General features: G+C 72.7%; 19 protein-coding genes and 1 pseudogene. 10 read left to right on the top strand and 10 right to left on the bottom strand.

Features of this window, described 5'->3' with window-relative positions; genetic code table 11:
* Positions 1–5: 5 nt before the first annotated feature.
* From ychF to ACFY3L_RS06190, 3 genes are all read right to left on the bottom strand, one after another.
* Positions 6–1,091, bottom strand: a complete 1,086-nt coding sequence (gene ychF, locus ACFY3L_RS06200; protein ID WP_389319293.1) for a redox-regulated ATPase YchF — start codon at positions 1,089–1,091, stop codon at positions 6–8.
* 9 nt (positions 1,092–1,100) lie between these two features.
* Positions 1,101–2,273, bottom strand: coding sequence for an endonuclease/exonuclease/phosphatase family protein (locus tag ACFY3L_RS06195; protein ID WP_389319291.1), 1,173 nt, complete (start codon positions 2,271–2,273; stop codon positions 1,101–1,103).
* A gap of 73 nt (positions 2,274–2,346) precedes the next feature.
* On the bottom strand, positions 2,347–3,177 hold the full coding sequence (locus ACFY3L_RS06190; RefSeq protein ID WP_389319289.1) for a sugar phosphate isomerase/epimerase family protein: 831 nt from the start codon (positions 3,175–3,177) through the stop codon (positions 2,347–2,349).
* 34 nt (positions 3,178–3,211) lie between these two features.
* Here ACFY3L_RS06190 and ACFY3L_RS06185 point away from each other — a divergent pair, with 34 nt between their 5' ends.
* Positions 3,212–4,027: an aminoglycoside N(3)-acetyltransferase gene (locus ACFY3L_RS06185; protein ID WP_389319287.1), complete on the top strand. Its 816-nt coding sequence runs from the start codon at positions 3,212–3,214 to the stop codon at positions 4,025–4,027.
* A 34-nt stretch (positions 4,028–4,061) separates the two neighbouring features.
* On the opposite strand, the gene ACFY3L_RS06180 is transcribed toward ACFY3L_RS06185, so the two are convergent.
* Complete coding sequence (locus tag ACFY3L_RS06180) at positions 4,062–4,604, bottom strand: hypothetical protein (protein WP_389319286.1); 543 nt, start codon at positions 4,602–4,604, stop codon at positions 4,062–4,064.
* 193 nt (positions 4,605–4,797) lie between these two features.
* Between ACFY3L_RS06180 and ACFY3L_RS06175 the strand changes: the two genes are divergently transcribed.
* From ACFY3L_RS06175 to ACFY3L_RS06165, 3 genes are all read left to right on the top strand, one after another.
* The gene (locus ACFY3L_RS06175; protein WP_389319284.1) at positions 4,798–6,180 is read left to right on the top strand and encodes a DNA-3-methyladenine glycosylase 2 family protein; all 1,383 of its coding nucleotides are present in this window, start codon (positions 4,798–4,800) and stop codon (positions 6,178–6,180) included.
* Complete coding sequence (locus ACFY3L_RS06170; RefSeq protein ID WP_389319282.1) at positions 6,177–6,668, top strand: methylated-DNA--[protein]-cysteine S-methyltransferase; 492 nt, start codon at positions 6,177–6,179, stop codon at positions 6,666–6,668. The genes ACFY3L_RS06175 and ACFY3L_RS06170 overlap by 4 nt, the downstream gene beginning before the upstream one ends.
* 143 nt (positions 6,669–6,811) lie before the next feature.
* Entirely contained in the window at positions 6,812–8,707 is a 1,896-nt protein-coding gene (locus tag ACFY3L_RS06165) for a tetratricopeptide repeat protein (protein ID WP_389319280.1), read from the top strand.
* Between the two features lie 16 nt (positions 8,708–8,723).
* Here the strand turns inward: ACFY3L_RS06165 and ACFY3L_RS06160 are convergent, their stop codons facing one another.
* Positions 8,724–9,485 (bottom strand): hypothetical protein, encoded by a 762-nt coding sequence (locus ACFY3L_RS06160; protein WP_389319279.1) that lies wholly within the window; start codon positions 9,483–9,485, stop codon positions 8,724–8,726.
* Between the two features lie 39 nt (positions 9,486–9,524).
* Here ACFY3L_RS06160 and ACFY3L_RS06155 point away from each other — a divergent pair.
* The 3 genes and pseudogenes from ACFY3L_RS06155 to ACFY3L_RS06145 all read left to right on the top strand — a co-directional run.
* Positions 9,525–10,670, top strand: a pseudogene (locus tag ACFY3L_RS06155) (DNA recombination protein RmuC); the annotation flags it as partial.
* Positions 10,671–11,763: 1,093 nt separating this feature from the next.
* Complete coding sequence (locus ACFY3L_RS06150) at positions 11,764–12,486, top strand: HEAT repeat domain-containing protein (protein WP_389319277.1); 723 nt, start codon at positions 11,764–11,766, stop codon at positions 12,484–12,486.
* Positions 12,487–12,519: 33 nt separating this feature from the next.
* Positions 12,520–13,113, top strand: coding sequence for a hypothetical protein (locus ACFY3L_RS06145; protein ID WP_389319276.1), 594 nt, complete (start codon positions 12,520–12,522; stop codon positions 13,111–13,113).
* Positions 13,114–13,730: 617 nt separating this feature from the next.
* On the opposite strand, the gene ACFY3L_RS06140 is transcribed toward ACFY3L_RS06145, so the two are convergent.
* Genes ACFY3L_RS06140 through ACFY3L_RS06120 form a run of 5 tightly spaced genes read right to left on the bottom strand, consistent with a single transcriptional unit; the run spans position 13,731 to position 17,761 of the window.
* Positions 13,731–13,913, bottom strand: a complete 183-nt coding sequence (locus tag ACFY3L_RS06140; RefSeq protein ID WP_389319274.1) for an exodeoxyribonuclease VII small subunit — start codon at positions 13,911–13,913, stop codon at positions 13,731–13,733.
* The gene (locus ACFY3L_RS06135; protein WP_389319272.1) at positions 13,910–14,656 is read right to left on the bottom strand and encodes a GNAT family N-acetyltransferase; all 747 of its coding nucleotides are present in this window, start codon (positions 14,654–14,656) and stop codon (positions 13,910–13,912) included. Before ACFY3L_RS06135 ends, ACFY3L_RS06140 begins: the two co-directional genes overlap by 4 nt.
* 1 nt (position 14,657) lies before the next feature.
* On the bottom strand, positions 14,658–15,887 hold the full coding sequence (gene xseA, locus ACFY3L_RS06130; protein ID WP_389319270.1) for an exodeoxyribonuclease VII large subunit: 1,230 nt from the start codon (positions 15,885–15,887) through the stop codon (positions 14,658–14,660).
* A 9-nt stretch (positions 15,888–15,896) separates the two neighbouring features.
* Positions 15,897–16,538, bottom strand: a complete 642-nt coding sequence (locus ACFY3L_RS06125; protein ID WP_389319268.1) for a response regulator — start codon at positions 16,536–16,538, stop codon at positions 15,897–15,899.
* Positions 16,526–17,761 carry a sensor histidine kinase gene (locus ACFY3L_RS06120; RefSeq protein ID WP_389319266.1) on the bottom strand — a complete coding sequence of 412 codons (1,236 nt, stop codon included), beginning with the start codon at positions 17,759–17,761 and terminating at the stop codon, positions 16,526–16,528. The genes ACFY3L_RS06125 and ACFY3L_RS06120 overlap by 13 nt, the downstream gene beginning before the upstream one ends.
* A gap of 110 nt (positions 17,762–17,871) precedes the next feature.
* Here ACFY3L_RS06120 and ACFY3L_RS06115 point away from each other — a divergent pair, with 110 nt between their 5' ends.
* Genes ACFY3L_RS06115 through ACFY3L_RS06105 form a run of 3 tightly spaced genes read left to right on the top strand, consistent with a single transcriptional unit; the run spans position 17,872 to position 21,901 of the window.
* Positions 17,872–18,615: an ABC transporter ATP-binding protein gene (locus ACFY3L_RS06115; protein ID WP_389319264.1), complete on the top strand. Its 744-nt coding sequence runs from the start codon at positions 17,872–17,874 to the stop codon at positions 18,613–18,615.
* The gene (locus ACFY3L_RS06110) at positions 18,612–20,912 is read left to right on the top strand and encodes an FtsX-like permease family protein (protein WP_389319262.1); all 2,301 of its coding nucleotides are present in this window, start codon (positions 18,612–18,614) and stop codon (positions 20,910–20,912) included. The genes ACFY3L_RS06115 and ACFY3L_RS06110 overlap by 4 nt, the downstream gene beginning before the upstream one ends.
* Positions 20,876–21,901: a 4-hydroxy-3-methylbut-2-enyl diphosphate reductase gene (locus ACFY3L_RS06105; RefSeq protein ID WP_389321053.1), complete on the top strand. Its 1,026-nt coding sequence runs from the start codon at positions 20,876–20,878 to the stop codon at positions 21,899–21,901. The genes ACFY3L_RS06110 and ACFY3L_RS06105 overlap by 37 nt, the downstream gene beginning before the upstream one ends.
* Positions 21,902–22,295 lie beyond the last annotated feature (394 nt).

Raw genomic sequence — 22,295 nt, 5'->3', positions numbered from 1 at the left:
CGCTCCTAGACGTTGAAGCGGAACTCGACGACGTCGCCGTCCTGCATGACGTAGTCCTTGCCCTCGATGCGGACCTTGCCGGCGGCCTTGGCCGCGTTCTGCGAGCCGGCGGCCATCAGGTCGTCGAAGCTGACCACCTCGGCCTTGATGAAGCCGCGCTGGAAGTCGGAGTGGATGACGCCGGCGGCCTCGGGGGCGGTGGCGCCGATCGGGATGGTCCAGGCGCGGGTTTCCTTGGGGCCGGCGGTGAGGTAGGTCTGCAGGCCGAGGGTGCGGAAGCCGACCCGGATGAGCTGGTGCAGGCCGGGCTCCGGCTGGCCGATCGACGCCAGGAGCTCCAGCGCCTCGTCTTCGTCCAGGTCGGTGAGCTCCGACTCGATCTTCGCGTCGAGGAAGATGGCCTCGGCGGGGGCGACCAGGGCGCGCAGCTCGTCCAGGAAGGCGGGGTCGGCGAGGCCGGCCTCGTCGACGTTGAAGACGTACAGGAAGGGCTTGGCGGTGAGCAGGTGCAGCTCCTGCAGCTCCGCGACGTCGATGCCGGCCTTGGCGGCGCCCGCGTAGAGGGTGGTGCCGCCGTTGAGCAGCTCGGCGGCGGCCTTCGCGGCGGCGGCGGCCCCGGCGCGCTGCTTCTGGACCTTCGCCTCCTTCTCCAGGCGCGGCAGGGCCTTCTCGATCGTCTGGAGGTCGGCGAGGATCAGCTCGGTGTTGATCGTCTCGATGTCGTCGGACGGGGAGACCTTGCCGTCGACGTGGACCACGTTGGGGTCGGCGAAGGCGCGCACCACCTGGCAGATCGCGGAGGCGTCGCGGATGTTGGCGAGGAACGCGTTGCCGCGGCCCTGGCCCTTCGAGGCGCCGCGGACGAGGCCCGCGATGTCGACGAACGAGACCGGCGCCGGGATGATCTTCTGCGAGCCGTGCAGCTCCGCGAGCTTGCCGAGCCGGGCGTCGGGGAGGCCGACGACGCCGACGTTGGGCTCGATGGTCGCGAACGGATAGTTCGCGGCGAGCGCGTCGCCCTTCGTGAGCGCGTTGAACAGGGTGCTCTTGCCGACGTTGGGCAGGCCGACGATCCCGATGCTGAGTGCCACGCGTAAAAGCTACAGGTCAACCTCGACCCAGACCGCACCGTGGTCGGACGCGGCGTGCCGGGCGCTGGTGATCTCGGGGTACGTGTCCCACAGCCGCGGCCGTCTGGCGTTGGACGGCGTGCCCCACAGGCCGCGCCGGAAGACCCCGCCGTCGGTGACCCGCGCCGCGAGCTCGGGTGACAGCAGGATGTAGTCCAGGCGGTTGCCGATCGTGCACGACTGGAAGCTGCCGGGCCGCTCCCGGTCGCGGTCGAGCGGGTCGAACAGCTGCGAGAAGGCCGGCAGCGAGTAGGCGTCGACCAGCGGCGAGTCCGGGCCGAGCAGGGGGCGCAGCGAGGGGTGGTCGGGGCGCTTGTTGAAGTCGCCGACGACCGCCACGAACGAAGCGCCCCCGGCCCGGAGCCGGTCGTAGACGGCCCGGACCTCGGTCGCCTGGCGGGTCCGCAGCGGATCCGGGTCGCCGCTGGTGAAGGACTGGCTCTTCAGATGGTTGAGCACCATGTACAGCTCCGCACCGGACGGCAGGAGCAGCCGGTACACCGGACAATCACGGCTGAACAAGCGCCGGTCCGACGCGGGGTCAGGGACGTCGACATGGCTGCGGACCCAGTCGATCCCGATGCCGGCTGCGCAGAACAGGCCGACGTCGATGCCGCGGGGGTCGTTGCCGTCGACGAGCATGGCGTGGCCGTACCGGCCGCCGAGCAGCTCGTCGTTGAACTTCACCAGCGAGGGGCGGCTCTCGGCCTCCACGACGCAGAGCACGTCGGCGGCCACGTCGGCGACGACCCGGGCGGTCATCCGGGTGGCGACCTCGTCGACGGGGTCGACGATGAGGTCGACCCAGCCGTTCCAGGACGACCGGCCGGTGGCGACGATGCGCGGCTCGGCGTCGGCGGGCGCGGCGAGGAAGTCCCCGCGGTTCTCCCGCAGCACCGCGAACGCGTCGCCGAACAGGTCGGGGTTGGCCCGCCGCCCGGCGCGGGTGCGCACGAAGACCCGCAGCGTCTCCAGGGCGTCGAGCATCGCGGCCTTGTCCTCGTCGGAGTAGACGGGGTGGGCGGCGATCCGGTTGAACGTCTCGTACGCCGACAGCGCCGGCTGGCCCTTCGCCGGGTCGGCCGGGTCGAGCGCCCGGGCCCGGGCGAAGAGGTTCTCCACGTTGTACGTCGCCAAGCGCATGACCACGGACGGTAGCAACGCGCTTGCGGAACCGCAGTCGGCAACTCGTCGTATCCGCCGGCTCCCCCGGGGGCTACCGCAGCGTGATCCCCGCGCCTGTCGTGAGGGCGGCGAAGGCGCGGGCCGCCCGGCCGAACCCCGCGGGGCCGGTCTTCGCCGCGTCAGGGCCGTCGGCGAGGTGCGGTTCGAGCGACGCGAAGCCGGTCCAGCCGTCGTCGCGCAGCGCCGTCACCGTCTGGAGCAGCTCGCCGTCGCCCTCGCCGGCGGGCACCACCGCGCCGTCGGCGAACCGGGCGTCCTTGACCTGCAGGTACTCCAGATGCGGCCGCAACATGGCGTAACCGTCGCTGAACGGGCGGACGCCGACCTGCACGAAGTTGGCGTTGTCCCAGGCCACCCGCAGCGCCGGCGAGCCGACCGACTCGATCAGGTCCAGCACGCGGGCCGGCACGTCGCCGTAGACGTCCTTCTCGTTCTCGTGCAGGAGCACGACCTGCTCGCGCTCGGCGAGGTCGGCGAAGGCCCGCAGGCGGCGCAGCACGGTGTCGCGCGTCGCCTCCACGGCGACCCCCGGCGGCCGGTAGAAGGAGAAGAGCCGCACGTACCGGCTCCGCAGCCGCCGGGTGAGCGCGATGACGGCCCGCAGCCGAGCCAGCTCGACGTCCGGATCGCCGAAGACGTCGGTCTTGCCGATGGGTGACGCGACCGCCGACACCGCCACCCCGGCGGCCGTGAGCGCGGCGGTGAGGCGCGCGGTCAGCTCGTCGTCGAAGTCGGCCACGTTGACGCCCCAGGCGCTGCGGACCTCCACGTGCGACGCGCCGAGCGCCCGCAGCACCGCCAGCTGCACGCGTGGGTCGTCGTCGATCTCGTCACCGAACCCGGACAGCACCCACTCGACCATGCCGAACAGTATTCACTCAGTAGGATGGCTCTACGTGGAGAAGGACGCCATCGCCAGGGCGGCCGTGCCGGGGACCGTGCGGGGAATGGTCGCGCAGCTGGCCACCCTCGGGCTGCCGGCGGGCGCGACCGTCATCGTCCACACGTCGCTGTCGCGGCTCGGCTGGGTCGCCGGCGGCGCGCAGGCGGTCGTGACGGCGCTGCTGCAGGCGATCGGGCCGGCCGGCACGCTGGTCATGCCGACGCACTCGCGGCAGCTGACCGAGCCGGCCGACTGGGGCAACCCGCCGGTGCCCCAGTCCTGGTGGGCGGTGATCAGGGCGGAGACACCGGCCTTCGACCCGCGCGTCACCCCGACCAACTTCATGGGGGCCGTGCCCGAGTGTTTCCGGCATTTCCCAGGTGTACGGCGCAGCGACCATCCGACGGTGTCGTTCGCCGCGCTCGGCCCGGACGCCGAACGGATCACCGCCGGGCACACGCTCGACGACGGTCTCGGCGAGGGCTCGCCGCTCGCGCGGCTCTACGAGGCGGACGCGTGGGTGCTGCTGCTGGGCGTCGGGCACGACAACAACACGTCGCTGCACCTTTCGGAGTACCGCGCGGCGCCCGCCTCGGCGCGACGGCTCAGGCAGGGGTCGCCGGTCCTGGTGGACGGCGAGCGGCGCTGGGTCGAGTACCAGGAGCTGGCCGACGACACGTCGCTGTTCGAGCCGCTCGGCAAGGACTTCGCCACGATCACCGGCGAGGAGCGGGTGGGGCCGGTCGGGTCCGGGACGGCCCGGCTGATGCGGCAGCGGGCGCTGGTCGACTTCGGCGCGATGTGGCTGTCGCGCAGGGGGTCCGGCTGAGGTTCCCGCCGTCCGGACCCCGGCGCGCTTCGAGTCAGGCCTGGGCCAGGGGGTTGGTGCTGGGGTCGTCGTAGCGGACGGTCTCGAACGTGCCGTCGCCGTCGGTGTCGGTGACCGTCACGTCGCTGTCGCCGTCGGCGTCGGTGTCCTGGGAGACGGAGTCGGCGACGCCGTCGAAGTTCTCGTCCCGGACGTCGGTGTCGATGACGCCGTCGCCGTCGGTGTCCGCGACCACGCGGTCGACGAGGCCGTCGCCGTTGGCGTCCAGCGCCGCGACGTCGATGCGGCCGTCGCCGTCGGTGTCGGTGAGCACCGCGTCGAACGTGCCGTCGCCGTTGAGGTCGACCATCCGGGTCTCGAGCGAGCCGTCGCCGTCGGTGTCGAGCGCGATCTGCTCGAGCTGGCCGTCGTTGTCCTTGTCGTACCCGGCCGCCTCGGCGTCGCCGTCGTGGTCCACGTCGACGGCGTAGATCGTGGCGCCGTCCTGCCCTTCGAGCGTGATGATCTCCGGCTCGCCGTAGCCGTCGCCCGCCTCGCCGATCTCGCCGGTGGCCGGGTCGGTCTCGTAGTCGCTCATGGTGCTATCTCCATCTCGGCTGGGGGGCCGTCGGTCGCTCGTTGACGGGATCAACTTAATCAACCCGCGGGGCGGGTGAATCCCGCAAACGTGCCAGTGGCCGGTCCGGAACCTGACACCCCGTCCGGGGATCTGGACACCCAGGTCCGAATCCCGCCAGCCAGCGACCGGACCTGCGAGGAGGATGGGTGGTATGGAACTGGACTTCGACACCTGTCGCAGGGCGGCGATCAGCCGCGACGCGCGGTTCGACGGGGTCTTCGTGACCGCGGTGAAGTCGACGAAGATCTATTGCCGGCCGTCCTGCCCGGCGATCACGCCGAAGGCGGAGAACGTGCGCTTCCTGCCGACGGCCGCGGCGGCGCAGCGGGAGGGGTTCCGGGCGTGCCTGCGCTGCCGGCCGGACGCGGCGCCCGGCTCCCCCGAGTGGGACGTGCGCGGCGACGTGGTCGGCCGGGCGATGCGCCTGATCGCCGACGGGGTCGTCGACCGGGACGGGGTCCCGGGCCTGGCGGGGCGCCTCGGGTACACCGAACGGCACCTGCACAGGATGCTGACCGCGGAGGTCGGGGCCGGCCCCCTCGCCCTCGCCAGGGCGCAGCGGGCGCAGACGGCGCGGGTGCTGATCGAGACGACCCGGCTCGGGCTGGCGGAGATCGCGTTCGCGGCCGGGTTCGGCAGCGTGCGGCAGTTCAACGACACCGTCCGCGAGATCTACGGCCGCACGCCGTCGGACCTGCGCGTGCGGCGGACGCAGCCAACGCTCGATCCGGGTGTGGTGTCCGTACGGCTGCCGTTCCGGGCGCCGCTGCACGCCGAGGCGCTGCTGTCGTTCCTCGGTGACCGGGCCATCGAGGGCATCGACGAGCGCGTCGGCGACTCGTACCGGCGAAACCTCCGCCTGCCGCACGGCACCGGCACCGCGGACCTGCGCCCCGAGGACGGGCACGTCGCGGCCACCCTGCGCCTCACGGACCTGCGCGACCTGGCCCCCGCGGTGGCGCGCTGCCGCCGCCTCTTCGACCTCGACGCCGACCCCGCGGCCGTGGACGCCGTGCTGGGCGACGATCCGCTGCTGGCGCCTCTGGTGTCGAAGGAGGCGGGGGTACGGGTGCCCCGCGCCGTCGACGGGTTCGAGATCGCCGTCCGCGCGATCGTCGGGCAGCAGATCTCGGTGGCGGCGGCCCGGACCGTGCTGCGCCGGCTGGCCTTCTCGACCCCCTCGTCCCTGCTGGAGCTGCCGGACTCCGCGTTCGCCATGCCGGCCGCGCGGCGGCGCACGCTGCGGACGCTGGCGTCCGCGGTGCTGGACGGCCTGAGCCTGGACGGGGACGGCGACCGCTCGGAGACCGTCGCCCGGCTCAAGGAGGTGCCCGGCATCGGCGACTGGACGGCCCAGTACGTCGCGATGCGCGCCCTCGGCGACCCTGACGCGTTCCTGCCCACCGACCTGGGGGTGCTGCGCGGCGCGCGGGCCCTCGGACTGCCCGACGACCCCCGATCCCTGGCCGCGCACGCCGAGCGCTGGCGGCCGTGGCGTTCCTACGCCGTCATCCGACTCTGGAGGATTCAATGAACAGCTATTCGGTGCTTTCGTCACCCGCCGGCCCGCTGACGATCGTCGTGGACGACGACGGCGCGGTGGTGGCGAGCGGGTTCACGTCCTCGCCGGCGGACCTGGCGCTGTTCGTCGACGTCGCCGCGCTGCGGCAGGTCGGCGACGTGGGTCTCGCCGGCAAGGCCGCACAGTCCTACCTGGACGGTGACGTGCACGCGATCGACGACGTCGTGGTGCGCCAGCGCTCCGGCGGCGCGTTCCTCACCCATGCGTGGGACGTCCTGCGGACGGTGCCGGCCGGCGCTCCGGTGACCTATCGGGAGTTCGCGGTGCTCTCCGGCCGGCCGCCGGCGATCCGGGCCGCCGCGCAGGCCTGCGCCCGCAACGCCGCCGCCCTCTTCGTGCCGTGCCACCGGGTGCTGCGCACCGACGGGACCCTGGGCGGGTTCCGCTGGGGGCTGCCGGTCAAGCGCTGGCTGCTCGATCACGAGGCTTCTGTCGCCTAATTGACAGTTTTGTCTTCTCAACTGCATGAATGGCGGGGTTCACGTACGCGATCTACCGTGGACTGGTTCGTTCGTGGGAGGATTCTCGTCACGCTGCGGATCTTTTCCATTGCTGCGGGCGTAGATCGCTTAGAAGAGGGCCGATGACTGGCGGACGATGGAGTAGCCAGACCCGATTCACCGTCGTGCTCGTCGGGCTTGCCTTGGTCGCGCTGGGCGTGCTCACCACGATGCAGTTCCGCAGCACCGCCGGCGCCGCCGCCCTCGTGGCGGCCGGCGTCCTGGTCGGGCTCGCGGGGCTGTCCGGCGGCACGATCGTGGTCCGCTCCGCGGACCGTGAAGAGCGGGTCGCCTCCGCCGGCAAGGCCCAGCTCGAAGGCGACGCCGAGGGGGCGTACGACCGCTTCGTCCAGCTCATCCGCGGTCACGCCCCGCAGGCGATCGCCTATCACGAGGGCGCCAACGCGGCGCTCTACGAGGCGGCCGGGCGCGAGGGGCAGAAGCTGCAGCCCGTCTTCGGCTACTTCCTCGGGCCGATCGCCATGTCCGAGTCGCACATCATCGTCGACATCCGGGCCGGCACCGGGTTCTCCATCGCCCGCATGCAGACCACGTACCAGGCGCTGCTGGTCGGGCAGACGGCCGCGTTCCAGGCGGCGCTCGTGATCGTCAACGCCTCGCCCGACGACTCGATCCTGAGCTCGGTCCGGCAGCTGAGCATCGCGCTGGACCGGCCCGTCATGGCGGTCGCGTGGCGCCTCGGCGACCACAGCGACGGCATCTCCGACGCGATCGTCTCGCTCAAGCGGGAGCTGCGCCGGCGCGGCCTCGAGTCGCCGATCGAGGTGCCCGAGGTGGTGCAGCAGCCCACGCTGTCCTCGCCCCCCGCGGACAGGTTCGTGCCCGAGCGGTTCTCGCCCGACTCGTTCGAGCCCGAGCCCGATCCGTACGTGGACGACGGGATCTTCGAGCCGCAGCAGGCGGCGCGCATCCCCACGCGGACGCCCGCGCCCCCGCCCGCTCCTCCGCGGCCGCCGGTGATGCAGCCGCCGGCGCCCACGTTCGGCACGGCGGCGCCGGTCTTCGGGCCGTCGATCCCGGCGCAGCACTCCCCCGCCTCGGCGCACTCCGCGGCTTCCCCTGAGCCGGACCGGGCCGAATGGCCCAACCCGGAGCCGCGGCGGCGGCCCTCCCCCGCGCCGCGCGTCTACGACGACTCCGCGACCTGGCAGCGGGCGACCGACCTGCACTGGCGTGGCCAGCTGCAGGAGGCGAAGGAGGCGTACGGGGAGATCGTCGACGCCCGCGCGCACGCCCTCGGCTGGGACCACCCCGACACGCTCACCGCCCGCGACCAGCACGCGACCGTGCTGCGCGACCTGGACCGCCTCGCCGAGGCGCTGGTGGAGTGCGACGAGGTCCTGACCGCGCGGATGCGCATCCTCGGCGAGGACCACCCCGACACGCTGACCAGCCGCAGCCACCTCGCGACGATCTACCACCAGCTCGGTGACCTGACCCGCTCCGAGGGCGAGCACCAGCGGGTCCTGGAGGCGCGCACCCGTGTCCTGGGCAGCAACCACCAGGAGACGCTGATCAGCCGGAGCAACCTCGCCAAGGTGTACCAGGACATGGGCGAGCTCGACCGGGCGATCGACGAGCACAGCACGGTCATGCGGGCGCGGGCGCGGCTGCTCGGGCCGGAGCACCGCGACACGCTCATGTCGCGCAGCCTGCTCGCCTCCGCGCTGCACCACGCGGGGCGGCTGCAGGAGGCGGAGGCGGAGCACCGGGCCGTGCTGGGCAGCCGGCTGCACCTGCTGGGGCCGGTCCACCTCGACACCGCCGTCTCGCGGCACCGGCTCGCCAGTGTTCTGCACGACCTGGGGCGGCTGGACGAGGCCGTGACCGAGTACCGGGCGGCGCAGTCCGTGTACGCGCAGCTGCTGGGGGCGAGCAGCCCGTTCGCGCGGGCGGCGGCGTCGGATCTGGCGCTCGCGGAGCGGGCTTCGCGAGGGGCTCAGGGAAGCCGGTACTGACGCCGACGCCGGGGCATCAGAAGAAGTCCCCTCCGAAGTCGCCGCCCCCGAAGTCACCATCTCCGAAGTCGCTCGCGTCTCCGCCGTCGTAGCCTTGATCGGTGTCTTGGCCCGGGTCGGCGGCGTCGGTGCCGGCGTCGTAGCCCTGGTCGAAGCCGGCGTCGAAGCCCGCGTCATAGCCTGAGTCGCCCCACGCCGGGCTGAACAGCGCGTCGAACACCAGCAGCGACCCGACCCCCCACGCGCCCGCGACCAGGGCCGTCTTCCACCACGGCTCGGAATACCAGCCGGCCGGCACACCGCGGCCCGCCACCTGCCCGCCCGGGTAGTAGTACGGCGTGGCGTCGCCCGGGTGCGGACCGGCCCGGAACCGGTGCCCCTGCACGTCGACCTCGCGCTCCTTGGTGAGCTGCCCAGCGCGGGCGCCCGCGAGCGGCGGCAGGTCCGGTCCGGGGTCGATGCCGAGCGCGACCCGGGCCGCCCGCACGTACGCGAGGCCTTCGAGGGCGGTTTCGCGGGCCAGCTCGTACTGGCGGACCGACGTCGAACGCTCCAGCTGCGCGCCGGCGGCGGTGTAGCGCTCGCCCGCGTCGACGAGCGCCTGCCGCACCGCGGGAGTGTCGCCGGACAGGTTCATGACCTGGCCGCCGAGCCGCTCGTACCAGCGAAGGGCGTCCTCACGGGCGTCCGCCTTCTTCCGATTGCCCGCGGCGACGAATGCGGCGATCGCGACCGCCGCGGCCACCAGCAGGACGACGAGGACGATCCACGTTCCCATGACTTCGACGGTACCCATTTTCTGTCGTACCCCTCGGGCATGCTGGTAGCCGTGGAACTCGTGCTGATCGTCATCGGGCTCGCCGTCGGCGCCGCGCTCGGCTGGTTCGCCGCGCGGTCACGCGCCGCGGTCGATGTGGCGAAGCTGGAGGCCACCCTGCAGGCGACCCGCGACGGCGAGGCCCGGCTCGAGTCGTCGCTGCGCTCCCTCACCTATGAGGCCCGCGCCCAGACGCAGGACGCGGTCGCCGACGCCGTCGCCCCGCTGCACGACGCCCTTCTGCGCTATGAGCGCCGCGTCGCCGACCTGGAGCGCGACCGCGTCGGCGCCTATGAGTCGCTGCGCGAGCAGGTCCGCGCCATGCACGACGTCTCCGGCGAGCTGCGCACCGAGACCCGCCAGCTCGTCTCCGCCCTGCGCGCACCACAGATCCGTGGCCGCTGGGGCGAGCACCAGCTGCGCCGCATCGTCGAGGCCGCCGGCATGCTGGAGCACTGCGACTTCGACGAGCAGGTCACCGCCCCGACCGACGGCGGCGTCGTCCGCCCCGACCTCGTCGTCCGCCTGCACGGCGGCCGCCAGGTGGTCGTCGACGCCAAGGCTCCGTTCGAGGGCTATCTCAGCGCCATGGAGGCCCGCGACGAGGCCGGCCGCACCGCTCACCTGCGACAGCACGCGAAGCACCTCCGCGGCCACGTCGACGCGCTCGCCGCCAAGTCCTACTGGGCGGCCTTCGAGCCCGCCCCGGAGTTCGTCGTCCTCTTCATGCCGGCCGACACGTTCCTCGACGCCGCCCTCCAGCACGACCCGACCCTGCTGGAGCACGCGTTCACCCGTAACGTCGTCCTCGCCACCCCGGCCACCCTGGTCGCCCTGCTGCGCACGATCGCCTACGCGTGGCGCCAGGAGTCCCTCGCCCACAACGCCCTGGCCGTGCACCGGACCGGCCGCGAGCTCTACGCCCGCCTCACCACCATGGGCGACCACTTCGCCAAGGTCGGCACCGCCCTCGGCACCGCCGTGTCCTCGTACAACAAGGCCGTCGGCTCCCTGGAGGCCCGCGTCCTGGTCAGCGCCCGCCGCCTCGCCGAACTCGGCATCAGCGCCGACCCCCTGCCCGCCCCGTCCCAGGTCGAGCTCACCCCCCGCCACCTCCAACCCCAGGACCCCTCCGACTCTTCCGACCCCTCGGATTCCTCGGGCTCCCCGGGCTCCTCGGGCTCCCCGGGCTCCTCGGGCTCCTCGGGCTCCTCGGGCTCCCCGGGCTCCTCGGGCTCCTCCGATCTGCCCACCTCTTCGGACCTCCCGCACCCCTCGCCATTGCCGGACCACTCGAACCTGCGACACCCCTCACACCTGCCCGCCCCCTCGCACCTGCCGGACCTCTCGCAGACCTCTGCCGGTCCCCGGCCCAACGGCCCGAGTTCCGCCCACGACCCCCGGGAGCCCTTCGTCCCACGGCACCACGACCACGCGACGCCCGCCCGACCGCACGGCACTCAGCAATCCCCCGAGTCGGAGTACGAGATCCTGTTGGCCGCCCTCCGCGAAGACCCGCCCCAGTAGCACGCCAGGGCACCCGCGGCCGAGCCCGGCCGTCCCCGCTTGGCCGCCCTCCGCGAAGCTGGCCCCAGTGGCACCCGCCCTGCGGCCGCTGCCGATCGCCTCTCGAACCGACAACTGCTGCCTCCCACCACCCCGGCAGTTGTCCCGGACCACCGCTTTCGGCCCCTGATCCGCCGGCCGACATGCCCGCCCAACCAGCAGGCGCGGATCCGGCTCGCCTACGGCGTACCCGCGACACCACCGCCGCCAGACTGCAGTTGCGGGATGCCCTGGAGTACAGGTGGGCACCGACGTTGCGGTGCGGCAGAAACAGCCGCTCGCACCACGAAATCGTGGCCACCCCGACCATCCACGAGTCCGACCGTCCCGCCGCCCTCGTGCCCAGCCGTCCAGGCGCCCGCCCGCGCAGCACCGGTGCGACAGAGCCGCCCCTCCGAGTCGCCGTCGGCGGGAGTGGCAGCCAGCAACGATCACGGCCGACATCCCGCAGGCGGTGTTCACCGACAACTCGCTACCGCCGCACCTCCCACCCCGACGCGCCCGGCCGATCGCCAGCCGGCAGACACGACACCCGCACTTCTGTCGCCTGTTCGGAACGGTTGCATCCCGGCGGTTGGGGGGTGCGGTGGATGGTGTGCGAGCTTCTTTCTGGAGGGGTGAGCAGTGGATTTCGCTGGTGCGTGCCGAGTGGGGTCCGGCAGACTTCGCGGTTGTGGCGGACGAGATCGCGCGGCTCATCGGGCTGCTGGACGACGACTCGACCGAGATCGCCGAGGACGCGAAGGCTGCGCTGATCTCGATCGGGGACGAAGTGGTTCAGCCGCTGGCATCCGCCATGGGATCGCTGGACCGATACGGCCAGCTGTCCGCGATCGAGGTCTTCGAGCACCTCGGCGACGCAGCCGCGGGACCTGCGCTGATCGACCTGCTCGGCAGCGAGCACGAGACGGTTCGGGAGTGGTCGGCCCGCGCGATCGCTGAGCTCGGCGTTCGGGAGGCGGTACCGATGCTGCAGGCCGCCTATCGGCGCCAACGGGTCAGCGGCGACGGACCGGACTGGACCGAGGCGGTTGCTGTCCGCCACGCGCTGACGGTGCTTGGAGCGCGGCAGGAGGTCCTGCCGCCGTTGACGGCGTCGTTACGGACGGCAGCCGGCAGCATCCTGCAGGCCTGGCCGTCTGCCCGGCTTGTGGACGTGGTCAACGATCTGGCTGATCACGGTCAGGCGGTGCTGTACTTCCAGCTTTGGGCAGTCATCGACGGTGGCACGTTCTGGAACGGCCACGAGGGGCTCGACGAGCCGCTCGACTTTCGCGAACCGTGGCGGCAGGTCGTCGAGGACGCGCGGGAGTACGCACTCATCGAGGCGGCCTTCGTGGCACCGCGGCCGAACCTGTTTGCGACAGTGGAGTGGATCGATCGTGCGGACGTCTGAACGCAAGGGACACGACGATGACGGCGCGGGCCGATGACCGGCGGTGTGGTTGACACCGCCGCGCTGTCGGCGCTGTGGGACGAGCGGTGGCCGGGCTGCTCGAAGCTGCCCTACGAACTTCGAGGTGTCCGGGAGCGGTGGGTGCGGTTCCACACCCTGCCGGGTTCCAAGCGCTATCCCGGCACTGAGGCCGAGTACGGGATCGTCTTGGCCAGGCACAACGTCGTCCTCGCCGAGCTGGTGTCCGGCCCCGAGGCGCTGGTCGTCACGGCGGGCTGTTCCGATGCTCCCGAGCCGAGGGAGCCTTGCCGGTCACCGGAGACCGTGGTTGTGCACCCGGATGCCACGTACTGGACGAGCGTCTGCATGGACGACGAGCCGGGATTCCAGAGCTGGATGCATCTGTACGTCAGCCAGGTGCCGTGGTCGGTGGGTTGCTTGGATCCGTTGTTGCGGCAGGTTGCTGACGATGTGATCGCCAACGTCGTGCTGGCGGACACCGGCCTGAGGTGGCTGTATCACCCGTATGACGGGGGCATGGACGTGATGCTGTCGTCGACGGCCGACCGCGATGCTTTGCGGGACCGGCATCGCGACTGGCTGTCCGCGCACCCCGGTGGGTTGTAGCGGCAACCACTGCCTCATGATCCCGTGCGGTTCCGGTAGCCAGGGCTACCACAACCATTCGGGATCACCCGCAGCAGCAGCGGTGGGGCGAAAGTACAGCGGGGGGAGTTACAGCCGCTCAGCCGCGGTCCGTGGTGAGGCGGGCGCGAGCGTTTCAATGGACGCGGTAGTCCCCGCCGACCCGTCTGCGGAGCACCAGCGTGACGTAGTGTCGTCTCGCACGACGCCCTACGCCCGCCGCCTACCCGTCGTGCCACAAAAGCTGAACTCGCCGACGCGGGTGGCTTTGCGACTCGCCCGAGGTGCTGTCCGACCGACACCAGCGCCCCATGATCCCGTGCGATTTCAGTAGCCAGGGCTACCAGAACCATTCGGGATCACTGCGGACATCAACCCCGGCCACCGCGGAGACCGGCCACAGGATGCGGCGCGCACGCGCCGCTTGCCCTGCCTCGCGCCTCAGCGCGGGCAGTGCGCCGCAGCGCGGCGCATTGGGGTGCGGGTGAGAATCCCCGCCGGGACCCGCCGCGCAGCGGTGGGGCGGCAGCACAGCGGTCGGGTGAGAAGCCCCGCCGGGACCCGCCGCGACAGCGGTGGGGGGATTACAGCGTTGCAGCTCAGGTGCGGTCCGTGGTGAGGCGGGCGCGGGCGTTGTCCAGCCAGCGCTGGCAGATGGTGGCGAGCTGTTCGCCGCGTTCCCAGAGGGCCAGGGACTCCTCGAGGGTGGTGCCGCCGGATTCGAGCTTTTCGACGACGGCGGCGAGTTCGGCTCTGGCCTGCTCGTACGAGAGGTCGGTCACGTGGACTCCTTGGTCAGGAAGAGCACCGAGTCGGTGCGGCGATAGCCGACGCGGGTGTAGACGCGCTCCTGGGCGTCGCCGCCGGGGGTGAGGAAGACGATGGTGGCGCCCGCCGTGTGGGCGGCGCGGGTGAGGTGGGCGGTGATGGCGGCGCCGATGCCGCGGCGTTCGAACGCCGGGCGGACGGCGATGCCGGCGACCTCGCTGATGCCGTCCTTCACCGCGACCGCCACGCCGCCGCCGGCGGGTTCGCCGTCCAGGGTGCGGGCCAGCACGCGGATGCCGCCGGAGGCGCGGGCCTTCTCGAGGTGGGCGGGGGTCGGCGGGGGCTCGCCGAAGGCCTCGTGCTGGGCGGAGAGCATGTCGCGCAGCTCGTCGTCGGTGGCGGGGGTGACGAGCTCGAAGCCCGGCGGGAGGGGCAGGTCGGCGACGGCGCCGGGCGGGCACTCCATCAGGGGGAGGCGGTCGGTGACGGTGAAGCCGGCGGCGACCAGGGCGGGCTCGACCAGCGGGGCGAGGCCCGGCAGGTACTCCAGGCGGGGCGTCCGCGACCGGGAGACGAAGGCCTCCTCCAGCGCGGCGATGTCCGCGGGCGTCGGGTCGGCGCCGGCCGACGGGATCGCGTAGTTGATGTACACGAGGGGGTCGTGGGGGCTGATGGTCACCGTGAAGGGGCCGGCGGCCACGACCTCGCGGCCCGCGGAAGCGCTGGCGAGCATGTAGTCCTGAATCCGCTGGGACATGTCAGCCCTCCGAAGCGTCGGAGACGGTGGCGGTGAAGGAGGACGACGCGACACGGACGCGGAGCTCGTCGCCGGGGGCGACCTCATCGGCCGCGCGGACCACGGCGCCGTCCGGGCGCTGGACGATGGCGTAGCCGCGCTCCAGGGTGGCCAGCGGGGACAGGGTCCGCAGGCGGGCGAGGGTGTGGTCGAGCTCGGTCGACGCCCGGTCGAGGCGGTGGCCCAGGCTGCGGGTGGCCCGGTCGCGCAGCTGGGTCACGTCCGACGCGCGGTGCTCCACCAACGAGAGCGGGCGGGCGAAGACGGGGCGGGACCGGATCGCGTCGAGGCGGTGCTGCTCGCGGTCGAGCAGGCCGGCCATGGCCCGGTCGAGGCGCTGCTTGGCCTGGCCGATCAGGCGGAACTCGTCGGCGAGGTCGGGCACGACGCGCTTGGCCGCGTCGGTGGGGGTGGAGGCGCGCACGTCGGCGACGAAGTCGACCAGCGGCACGTCGGTCTCGTGGCCGACGGCGGAGACGACCGGGGTCCGGCACGCGAACACGGCCCGGCACAGGGCCTCGTCGGAGAACGGCAGCAGGTCCTCGGTGGAGCCGCCGCCGCGGGCGAGGACGATGACGTCGACGGTCTCGTCGCGGTCGAGGACGGCGAGGGCGTCGATGATCTGCGGTACCGCCGACGTGCCCTGCACGGCGACGTTGATGACCCGGAAGTCGACGGTCGGCCAGCGGCGGCGAGCGTTGGTGAGGACGTCGCGTTCGGCGGCGCTGGCCCGGCCGGTGATCAGGCCGACCTTCGACGGCAGGAAGGGCAGCCGGCGCTTGCGGGCCCGGTCGAACAGGCCTTCGGCGGCGAGGAGCTTCTTGAGCTGCTCGAGCCGGGCGAGCAGCTCGCCGAGGCCGACCTGGCGGATCTCGTCGGCGCGGAGGCTGAGCGAGCCGCGGGCCGCGTAGAACTCGGGCCTGGCGTGCACGACGATCCGGGCGCCGTCGGTGAGGCCGGGCGCACCGAGGTCGACGACGTCACGGTTGGTGGTGACGGTGAGGCTCAGGTCCGCGGACGGGTCGCGCAGCGTGAGGAAGACGGTGTTGGTGCCGGGCCGGCGGGTGATCTGCGCGACCTGGCCGTCGACCCAGATCCAGCCGAGCTTGCCGATCCACGCGCCGATCTTCTGCGAGACGACCCGGACCGGCCACGGCGAGTCGGAAGTGGAAGACGGAGCGTCAGTGGTCACTGAGACACCCTAGCCGCGCAGGTACGCCAGGACCGCCCGCACCCGGCGGTGGTCGTCCTCGTCCGGGGGAAGGTCGAGCTTGGCCAGCAGGCTGTTGATGTGCTTCGACACGGCCGCCTCCGAGACCACGAGCGTCCGGGCGATCGCCGCGTTGGAGCGCCCCTCGGCCATCAGCGCCAGGACGTCACGCTCCCGGGGGGTCAGCCGCCGCAGCGGGTCGCGCCGGCGGCCCAGCAGCTGCATCACCACCTCCGGGTCGACGACGGTGTGCCCGGCCGCGACCCGATCCACCGCGTCGACGAACTCCGTCACATCCCCGATGCGATCTTTCAGCAGATACCCGACATATCCGTTCCGTCCGGAGTCCAGCAGCTCGGCGGCGTACGTCTGCTCCACGTACTGGCTGAGCACCAGCACCGGCAGGTTCACGAAGGCGGCACGGAGCGCGATCGCCGCCTGCAGCCCCTCGTCCGTGAACGCCGGCGGCATCCGGACGTCGGTCACCACCAGGTCGGGCGGCGAGGCGTGGACCGCGGCGACGAGGTCGTCGGCCGTACCGACGGCGGCGACAACCTCATGACCGAACCGCCGCAACAGGCCGGCGATCCCCTCCCGGATGAGGATCCCGTCCTCGGCGATCACGACCCGCACGGAAGCTCCACGTGCACCACCGTAGGCCCTCCGTGCGGGCTGGCGAGCGCGACGGTCCCGCCGACGGCCGCGACCCGGTCGACGAGCCCGGCGAGTCCGGTGCCGCGCGCCGGGTCGGCGCCGCCCCGGCCGTCGTCGCGGACCTGCACGGTGAGCCGGTCGAACACGACCGACGCGATCACCCTGGCCCGCCGCGCGCCGCTGTGCTTGGCGACGTTGGCGAGGGCCTCGACGACCACGAAGTACGCGGTCACCTCGACCGGCTCCGGCAGCCGGGCGGGTAGTGCGATGTCGACGTCGACGGACAGCGGGGCGCGGTCGGCGACCTCGCGCACCGCCGCGGCGAGTCCACGGTCGGTCAGGATCTTCGGGTGTACGCCGCGGATCAGCTCCCGCAGCTCGGCGAGGGCCTCCTTCGCGAGGTCGTGCGCGCGTCGGACCGGATCCGCGGCGGGTGAACCGTCGGGCAGCTCCAGGCGGGCCAGGCCGAGCTGCATGCTCAGCGCCACGAGCCGCTGCTGCGCGCCGTCGTGCAGGTCACGCTCGATCCGCCGCCGCTCGACCTCGAACGCGTCGATCAGCCGCGCCCTGGACCGGGTCAGCTCCACCAGCCGCGGGTCGTCCTCGGCGCGGGGCGCCAGGATCGCCCGGGTGATCGCGGCGCGCGCGCCCGCCCACGCCGTCACCGGGTACAACATGATCACCGCGAGCGCGAGACCGGCGACGCTGCCCATGAGCGTCCACACCAGCGGGGTGTCGTCGATGTAGAGCGGGCCGCACAGCAGCGCCGGCACCGCCCACACCACGAACGCGACGACGAGCGAGTCGAGCCAGCCCAGGATCGCGCAGATCACGATCGTGTACCCCAGCTCGCGCCAGGTGGCCCCCTCCCGCAGCCGGGTCGTCACCCACGCGCGCAGCCCCGGCTCCTCGACGGGCCGGTGCTGGTCGGGCAGGTCGACGGCGTCGACGAGCCGCAGCCGCCACCGCTCGACCTTGGCGACGAAGACGCCGGACAGCGCGAACGCGAGGAACCCGGCGAGGCCGACCACGAACAGCGTGAGGATCACCCCGAAGGCCAGCAGGCCGAACAGTGCCGCGCCCGTGACCACGCCGAAGAGCCCGCCGCTGCCGAGGTACAGCAGCGACCGCCACGGCCACGACGAGGTCAGGAACTTCGCGGGTGGCAGCGTCAGCGACTCCAACGCGGATCGGACCGGCACCCCGGTGACGCTACCGACGGCGCCGCCCGGGCACGGTATGGCTGGCGTTACCTTCGAGTGTCGCCGCAGCGCGACTGTGCCGGGGCCGGCGAAACGGTTGGCTCTGGAGCGTGACGACGACATTGCAAACCCGCCAGGCCGTCGAGCTGCACGCGGTCACCCGCCGGTACGGCGCCGGCGAACGCGCCGTGACCGCCCTCGACCGGGTCTCCGTCGGGTTCGCCCCGGCCAGCTTCACCGCCGTGATGGGTCCCTCGGGCTCCGGCAAGTCCACGCTGCTGCACTGCGCGGCCGGCCTCGACCAGGTCAGCGAGGGCCGCGTCCTCGTCGACGGGGTGGAGCTCGGACCGTTGCGGGAGAAGGCCCGCATGCGGCTGCGCCGCGACCGGATCGGCTTCGTGTTCCAGGCGTTCAACCTCGTCGCGTCGCTGACCGCGGCGCAGAACGTGGAGCTGCCGCTGCGCCTCGCCGGCCGCCGGGCCGCGCCGGGCCAGGTCGACGCGATGCTCGCCGAGGTCGGGCTCGCCGACCGGGCGACGCACCGGCCGGGTGAGCTGTCCGGCGGGCAGCAGCAGCGGGTCGCGATCGCCCGGGCCCTCGCCACCAGGCCGGTCGTGGTGTTCGCCGACGAGCCGACCGGGGCCCTCGACGCGACCGCGTCCCGGGAGGTGCTGCGGCTGCTGCGGGCCGCCGTCGACCGGCACGCCCAGACCGTGGTCATGGTCACCCACGACCCGTTCGCGGCCGCGTACGCCGACCGGGTCCTCTTCCTCGCCGACGGCACGATCGTCGAGGACCTGCACGAGCCGCGCGGCGCCGAGCACATCGCGACCCGGATGGCGGCGCTGTCATGACCCTTGCATCCGTCCGGCACAGGTGGGCCGGGTTCCTCGGCACGTTCGCGGCGCTGCTGCTCGGCGTCGCCGTCATCTCCGGCAGCCTCACCCTGTGGGCCGCCGCCCAGCCGCGGATCCCCGACGCGCTCGTGGCGACGGACGCGGTCGTGGCCTCGCCGTCGTTCGATCCCGTCGAGGGCGGCTTTCCGGTGTACCGGCCGTGGTCGCCGGACGAGACAGCAGCGCTGCTCTCGCGGTTGCGAGCGACGCCCGGTGTCCTCGAGGCAGTGCCGTTGCGGACCTTCTACGTGCAGCGCCTCGTCGACGGGCAGCCCACCGGCAACCCCCGCGACGCGGTCCACAGTGGACGCGCCTGGTCGTCGGCGGGGCTCGGCGGGTACAGCATCCGCGACGGCAAACCGCCGGCCGGGCGCGGTGAGGTGGTGGTGCCCGCATCGGCCGGCGTCCCGGTCGGCGCGACGCTGCCGGTCCTGACCGCCGCCGGACCCGCGAGCTGGACGGTCACCGGCGTCTTCGACGGCGCGGGCTTCTACGTCGACGAGGCCACCGCGTCGCAGCTGGCGGGTGGCGTACGGGTGATCGGGGTCCGCTTCGAGCCCGGGGCCTCGGTGCGCCTCGATCCTGGGGCGGCCGGGACGGTGCTCACCGGCGACGAGCGGTCGGCGGTGGAGCCGGAGCAGGACACCCGGACCCGGTGGCTCGGCGCGCAGCTGATCATCGCCACCGTGTTCGTCGGCGCGTTCGTCGCGGTGTTCGTGGTGTCGTCGACCTGCGCGTTCGCCGTGACGTCGCGGCGGCGGGAGCTCGGCCTGCTGCGCGCCGTCGGCGCCACCCCCGGGCAGGTGCGGCGGCTGCTGCTCACCGAGACCGTCCTCGTCGCGCTCGCGGCCGGGGTGCCCGGCGCGCTGCTCGGTGCGCTCGCCGCGCCGCTGCTGGCCGGCCCCTTCGTGTCCGTCGGCCTGGAGCCGACCGGGTTCACCGTCGGCGTGTCATGGTTGGCGATGGGCGGGTCCGTCCTGGCCGGGCTCGTCGTGGCGACGGCCGGGGTGTGGCTCTCCGCGCGCCGGGCCGGGCGGGTGTCGCCGCTGGACGCGCTGCGCGAGGCGGCGGCGGAGCGGCGGCCGATGACCCGCTCCCGCTGGGCGGCCGGGATCCTCTGCGGCCTCGGCGGCGGCGGCCTGGCGCTGCTCCTGCCGAGCTCCTCGGCGCAGGACAAGCCGACCCTGGTGCTGGCGTCAGCGATGTTCCTGCTGGTCGCGGCCGCGTTGCTGGCTCCTGTCGTCGTTGTTCCGCTGGTACGACTGACGCCGGCCGGACGCGGTGCGACCGGCGTCCTGGTCCGGGGCGCGGCGGCCGTGTCGGCGCGCCGGCTGGCCTCGGTCGCGGCGCCGGTGCTCGCGGCGGTGGGGTTCGCGGTGCTGCTGGTCGGCACGTTCCAGACCGCTTCGGAGGCGGTGAACATCGAGGGGTCCCTCGCCATCCCGGCCTCGTCGGTGGCGGCGGCCGTCGCCGGTGCGCCCGGCCTGTCCGAGGCGGCCGTTTCCGCGCAGCCCGGGCGCTCCGTGCTGCCGTCTGTCGCGTACCTGCCTTCGGGCGAGTCAACGCTGATCTCTGGCAAACCCGATTTCTCGGGCTTCTCGGTCCCTCCGGTCCTGGGCTTGGAGGTGGGCTCGGTGGTGCCGCTGCGGTTCGCCGACGGGGTCGTGGTGCCGCTTCGCGTGACCGGCTCGTCCGACTCGGTGCTGCTGCCGCGGGACCTGGTGCGGCAGCACGACCCGACCGCGATGGCGCAGGTGGTGCACCTGTCCGGCGCGTTCGTGCCGTCGCCAGGCGCCGTCGCCATGTCTGCCCGGGCGTACGTCGAGCGGGAGGAGGCGGGCGAGAACGACCTGGTCGACCTGTTCCTGGCCGTGCTGCTCGGCATCTCCGTCGGCTACACGGGACTCGCCGTGGCCAACACCGTACTCATGGCGACGTACGGGCGGCGGCAGGAGCTGGAGACGCTGCGCCGTACAGGAGCGACGACAGGCCAAGCAGCGCGCTTCGTGGTCGCCGAGTCACTGCTCGCGGTCGCGATCGGCGTCGCGCTGGGGCTGGCGGTCGCCGTGCCGGCCCTGTTCGAGTCGCGAGCGGGCCTGCAGGAGGAGATCGGGGCGCCTGTGACGCTGGTCATGCCGTGGGCCACGCTGGCCGCCGTGGCGGGCGCCTGCGCGCTGCTTGCGACGTTTGCGGCGCTGCTGCCGTTTCTGCGGCGGGGATTGTTGTCGGTGGGGGCACGTACCATGGCGGGGTGACTGGTTCGAAGCGCGTTCTGCTCGCCAAGCCCCGCGGCTACTGTGCCGGCGTCGACCGTGCGGTCCAGACGGTCGAGGAGGCACTGAAGCTCTACGGCGCACCGATCTATGTCCGCAAGGAGATCGTGCACAACAAGCACGTCGTCGGCACCCTGCAGGCGAAGGGCGCGATCTTCGTCGAGGAGAACGAGGAGGTGCCCGAGGGCGCCATCGTCGTCTTCTCCGCCCACGGCGTCGCCCCCGAGGTCCACGAGCAGGCCGCCGCCCGTTCGCTGAAGGCCATCGACGCGACCTGCCCGCTGGTCACCAAGGTCCACCAGGAGGCCCGCCGGTTCGCCGCCGAGGACTACGACATCCTGCTCATCGGTCACGAGGGGCACGAAGAGGTCATCGGCACGGCCGGCGAGGCCCCCGCCCACATCCAGCTCGTCGACGGCCCCGACGGCGTCGACAAGGTCACTGTCCGCGACCCGTCGAAGGTGGTCTGGCTCTCGCAGACCACGCTGTCGGTCGACGAGACGCTGGAGACGGTCGCCCGCCTCAAGACCAAGCTCCCCCTGCTGATGTCCCCGCCCAGCGACGACATCTGCTATGCCACGTCCAACCGGCAGGACGCCGTGAAGGCCATGGCGCCCAACTGCGACGTGGTGCTGGTCGTCGGCTCGCAGAACTCGTCCAACTCGCAGCGCCTCCGCGAGGTCGCCGTCGACGCGGGCGCCGGCGCGGGCTACCTCATCGACTACGCCCACGAGATCCAGGACGACTGGCTCACCGGCGCCACCACCGTCGGCGTCACCTCGGGCGCCTCGGTCCCCGACGAGCTGGTCATGGAGGTCCTCGACTTCCTGGCCGCCCGCGACTTCACCGACGTCGCCGAGATCACCACGGCCCAGGAGAAGCTCGTGTTCTCCCTGCCCCAGGAGCTCAAGCGCGACATGAAGGCCAACGCCGCCGCCCGCGCCGCCGAGGTCGCCAAGACCCTGTCGTAATCTCCCGCTCGCTCGTCCCCGCCACCTGGCGAGGCTGACCGGCCGGACATGACACCAGGCAGCGGGCGGGCCAGATGCCGGGCCAGGAACGCCACGCGCGGACACCGGACCGCGGACGCCGGGCAACCGACGCCGGGCAACGGGCGCAGGGGCTAACGGTGTGGCCGAATCGCCAGGCAGTTCGTTTGAGCGCTGGACGACGAGCGCTGAATCTGACAGCGGCCGAAACGCCGCACGGTGGCCGCATCCCCGGCGCGGCGACTGCTGGCGGTCGGTGTTTCGCATGATCTGGAAGACCTCGTGCGGCTCTGATACACGAAGTCTTCCGGATCACGGTCCCTGCTCTCCCAGCTCCCCCTGACGTCCCAGCCGCGAGGCCTGACCACCAGAACCA

This window comes from Dactylosporangium sp. NPDC000521 (assembly GCF_042898305.1).
GTDB lineage: Bacteria > Actinomycetota > Actinomycetes > Mycobacteriales > Micromonosporaceae > Dactylosporangium.
This window is presented reverse-complemented; position numbering and strand designations above follow the sequence as displayed.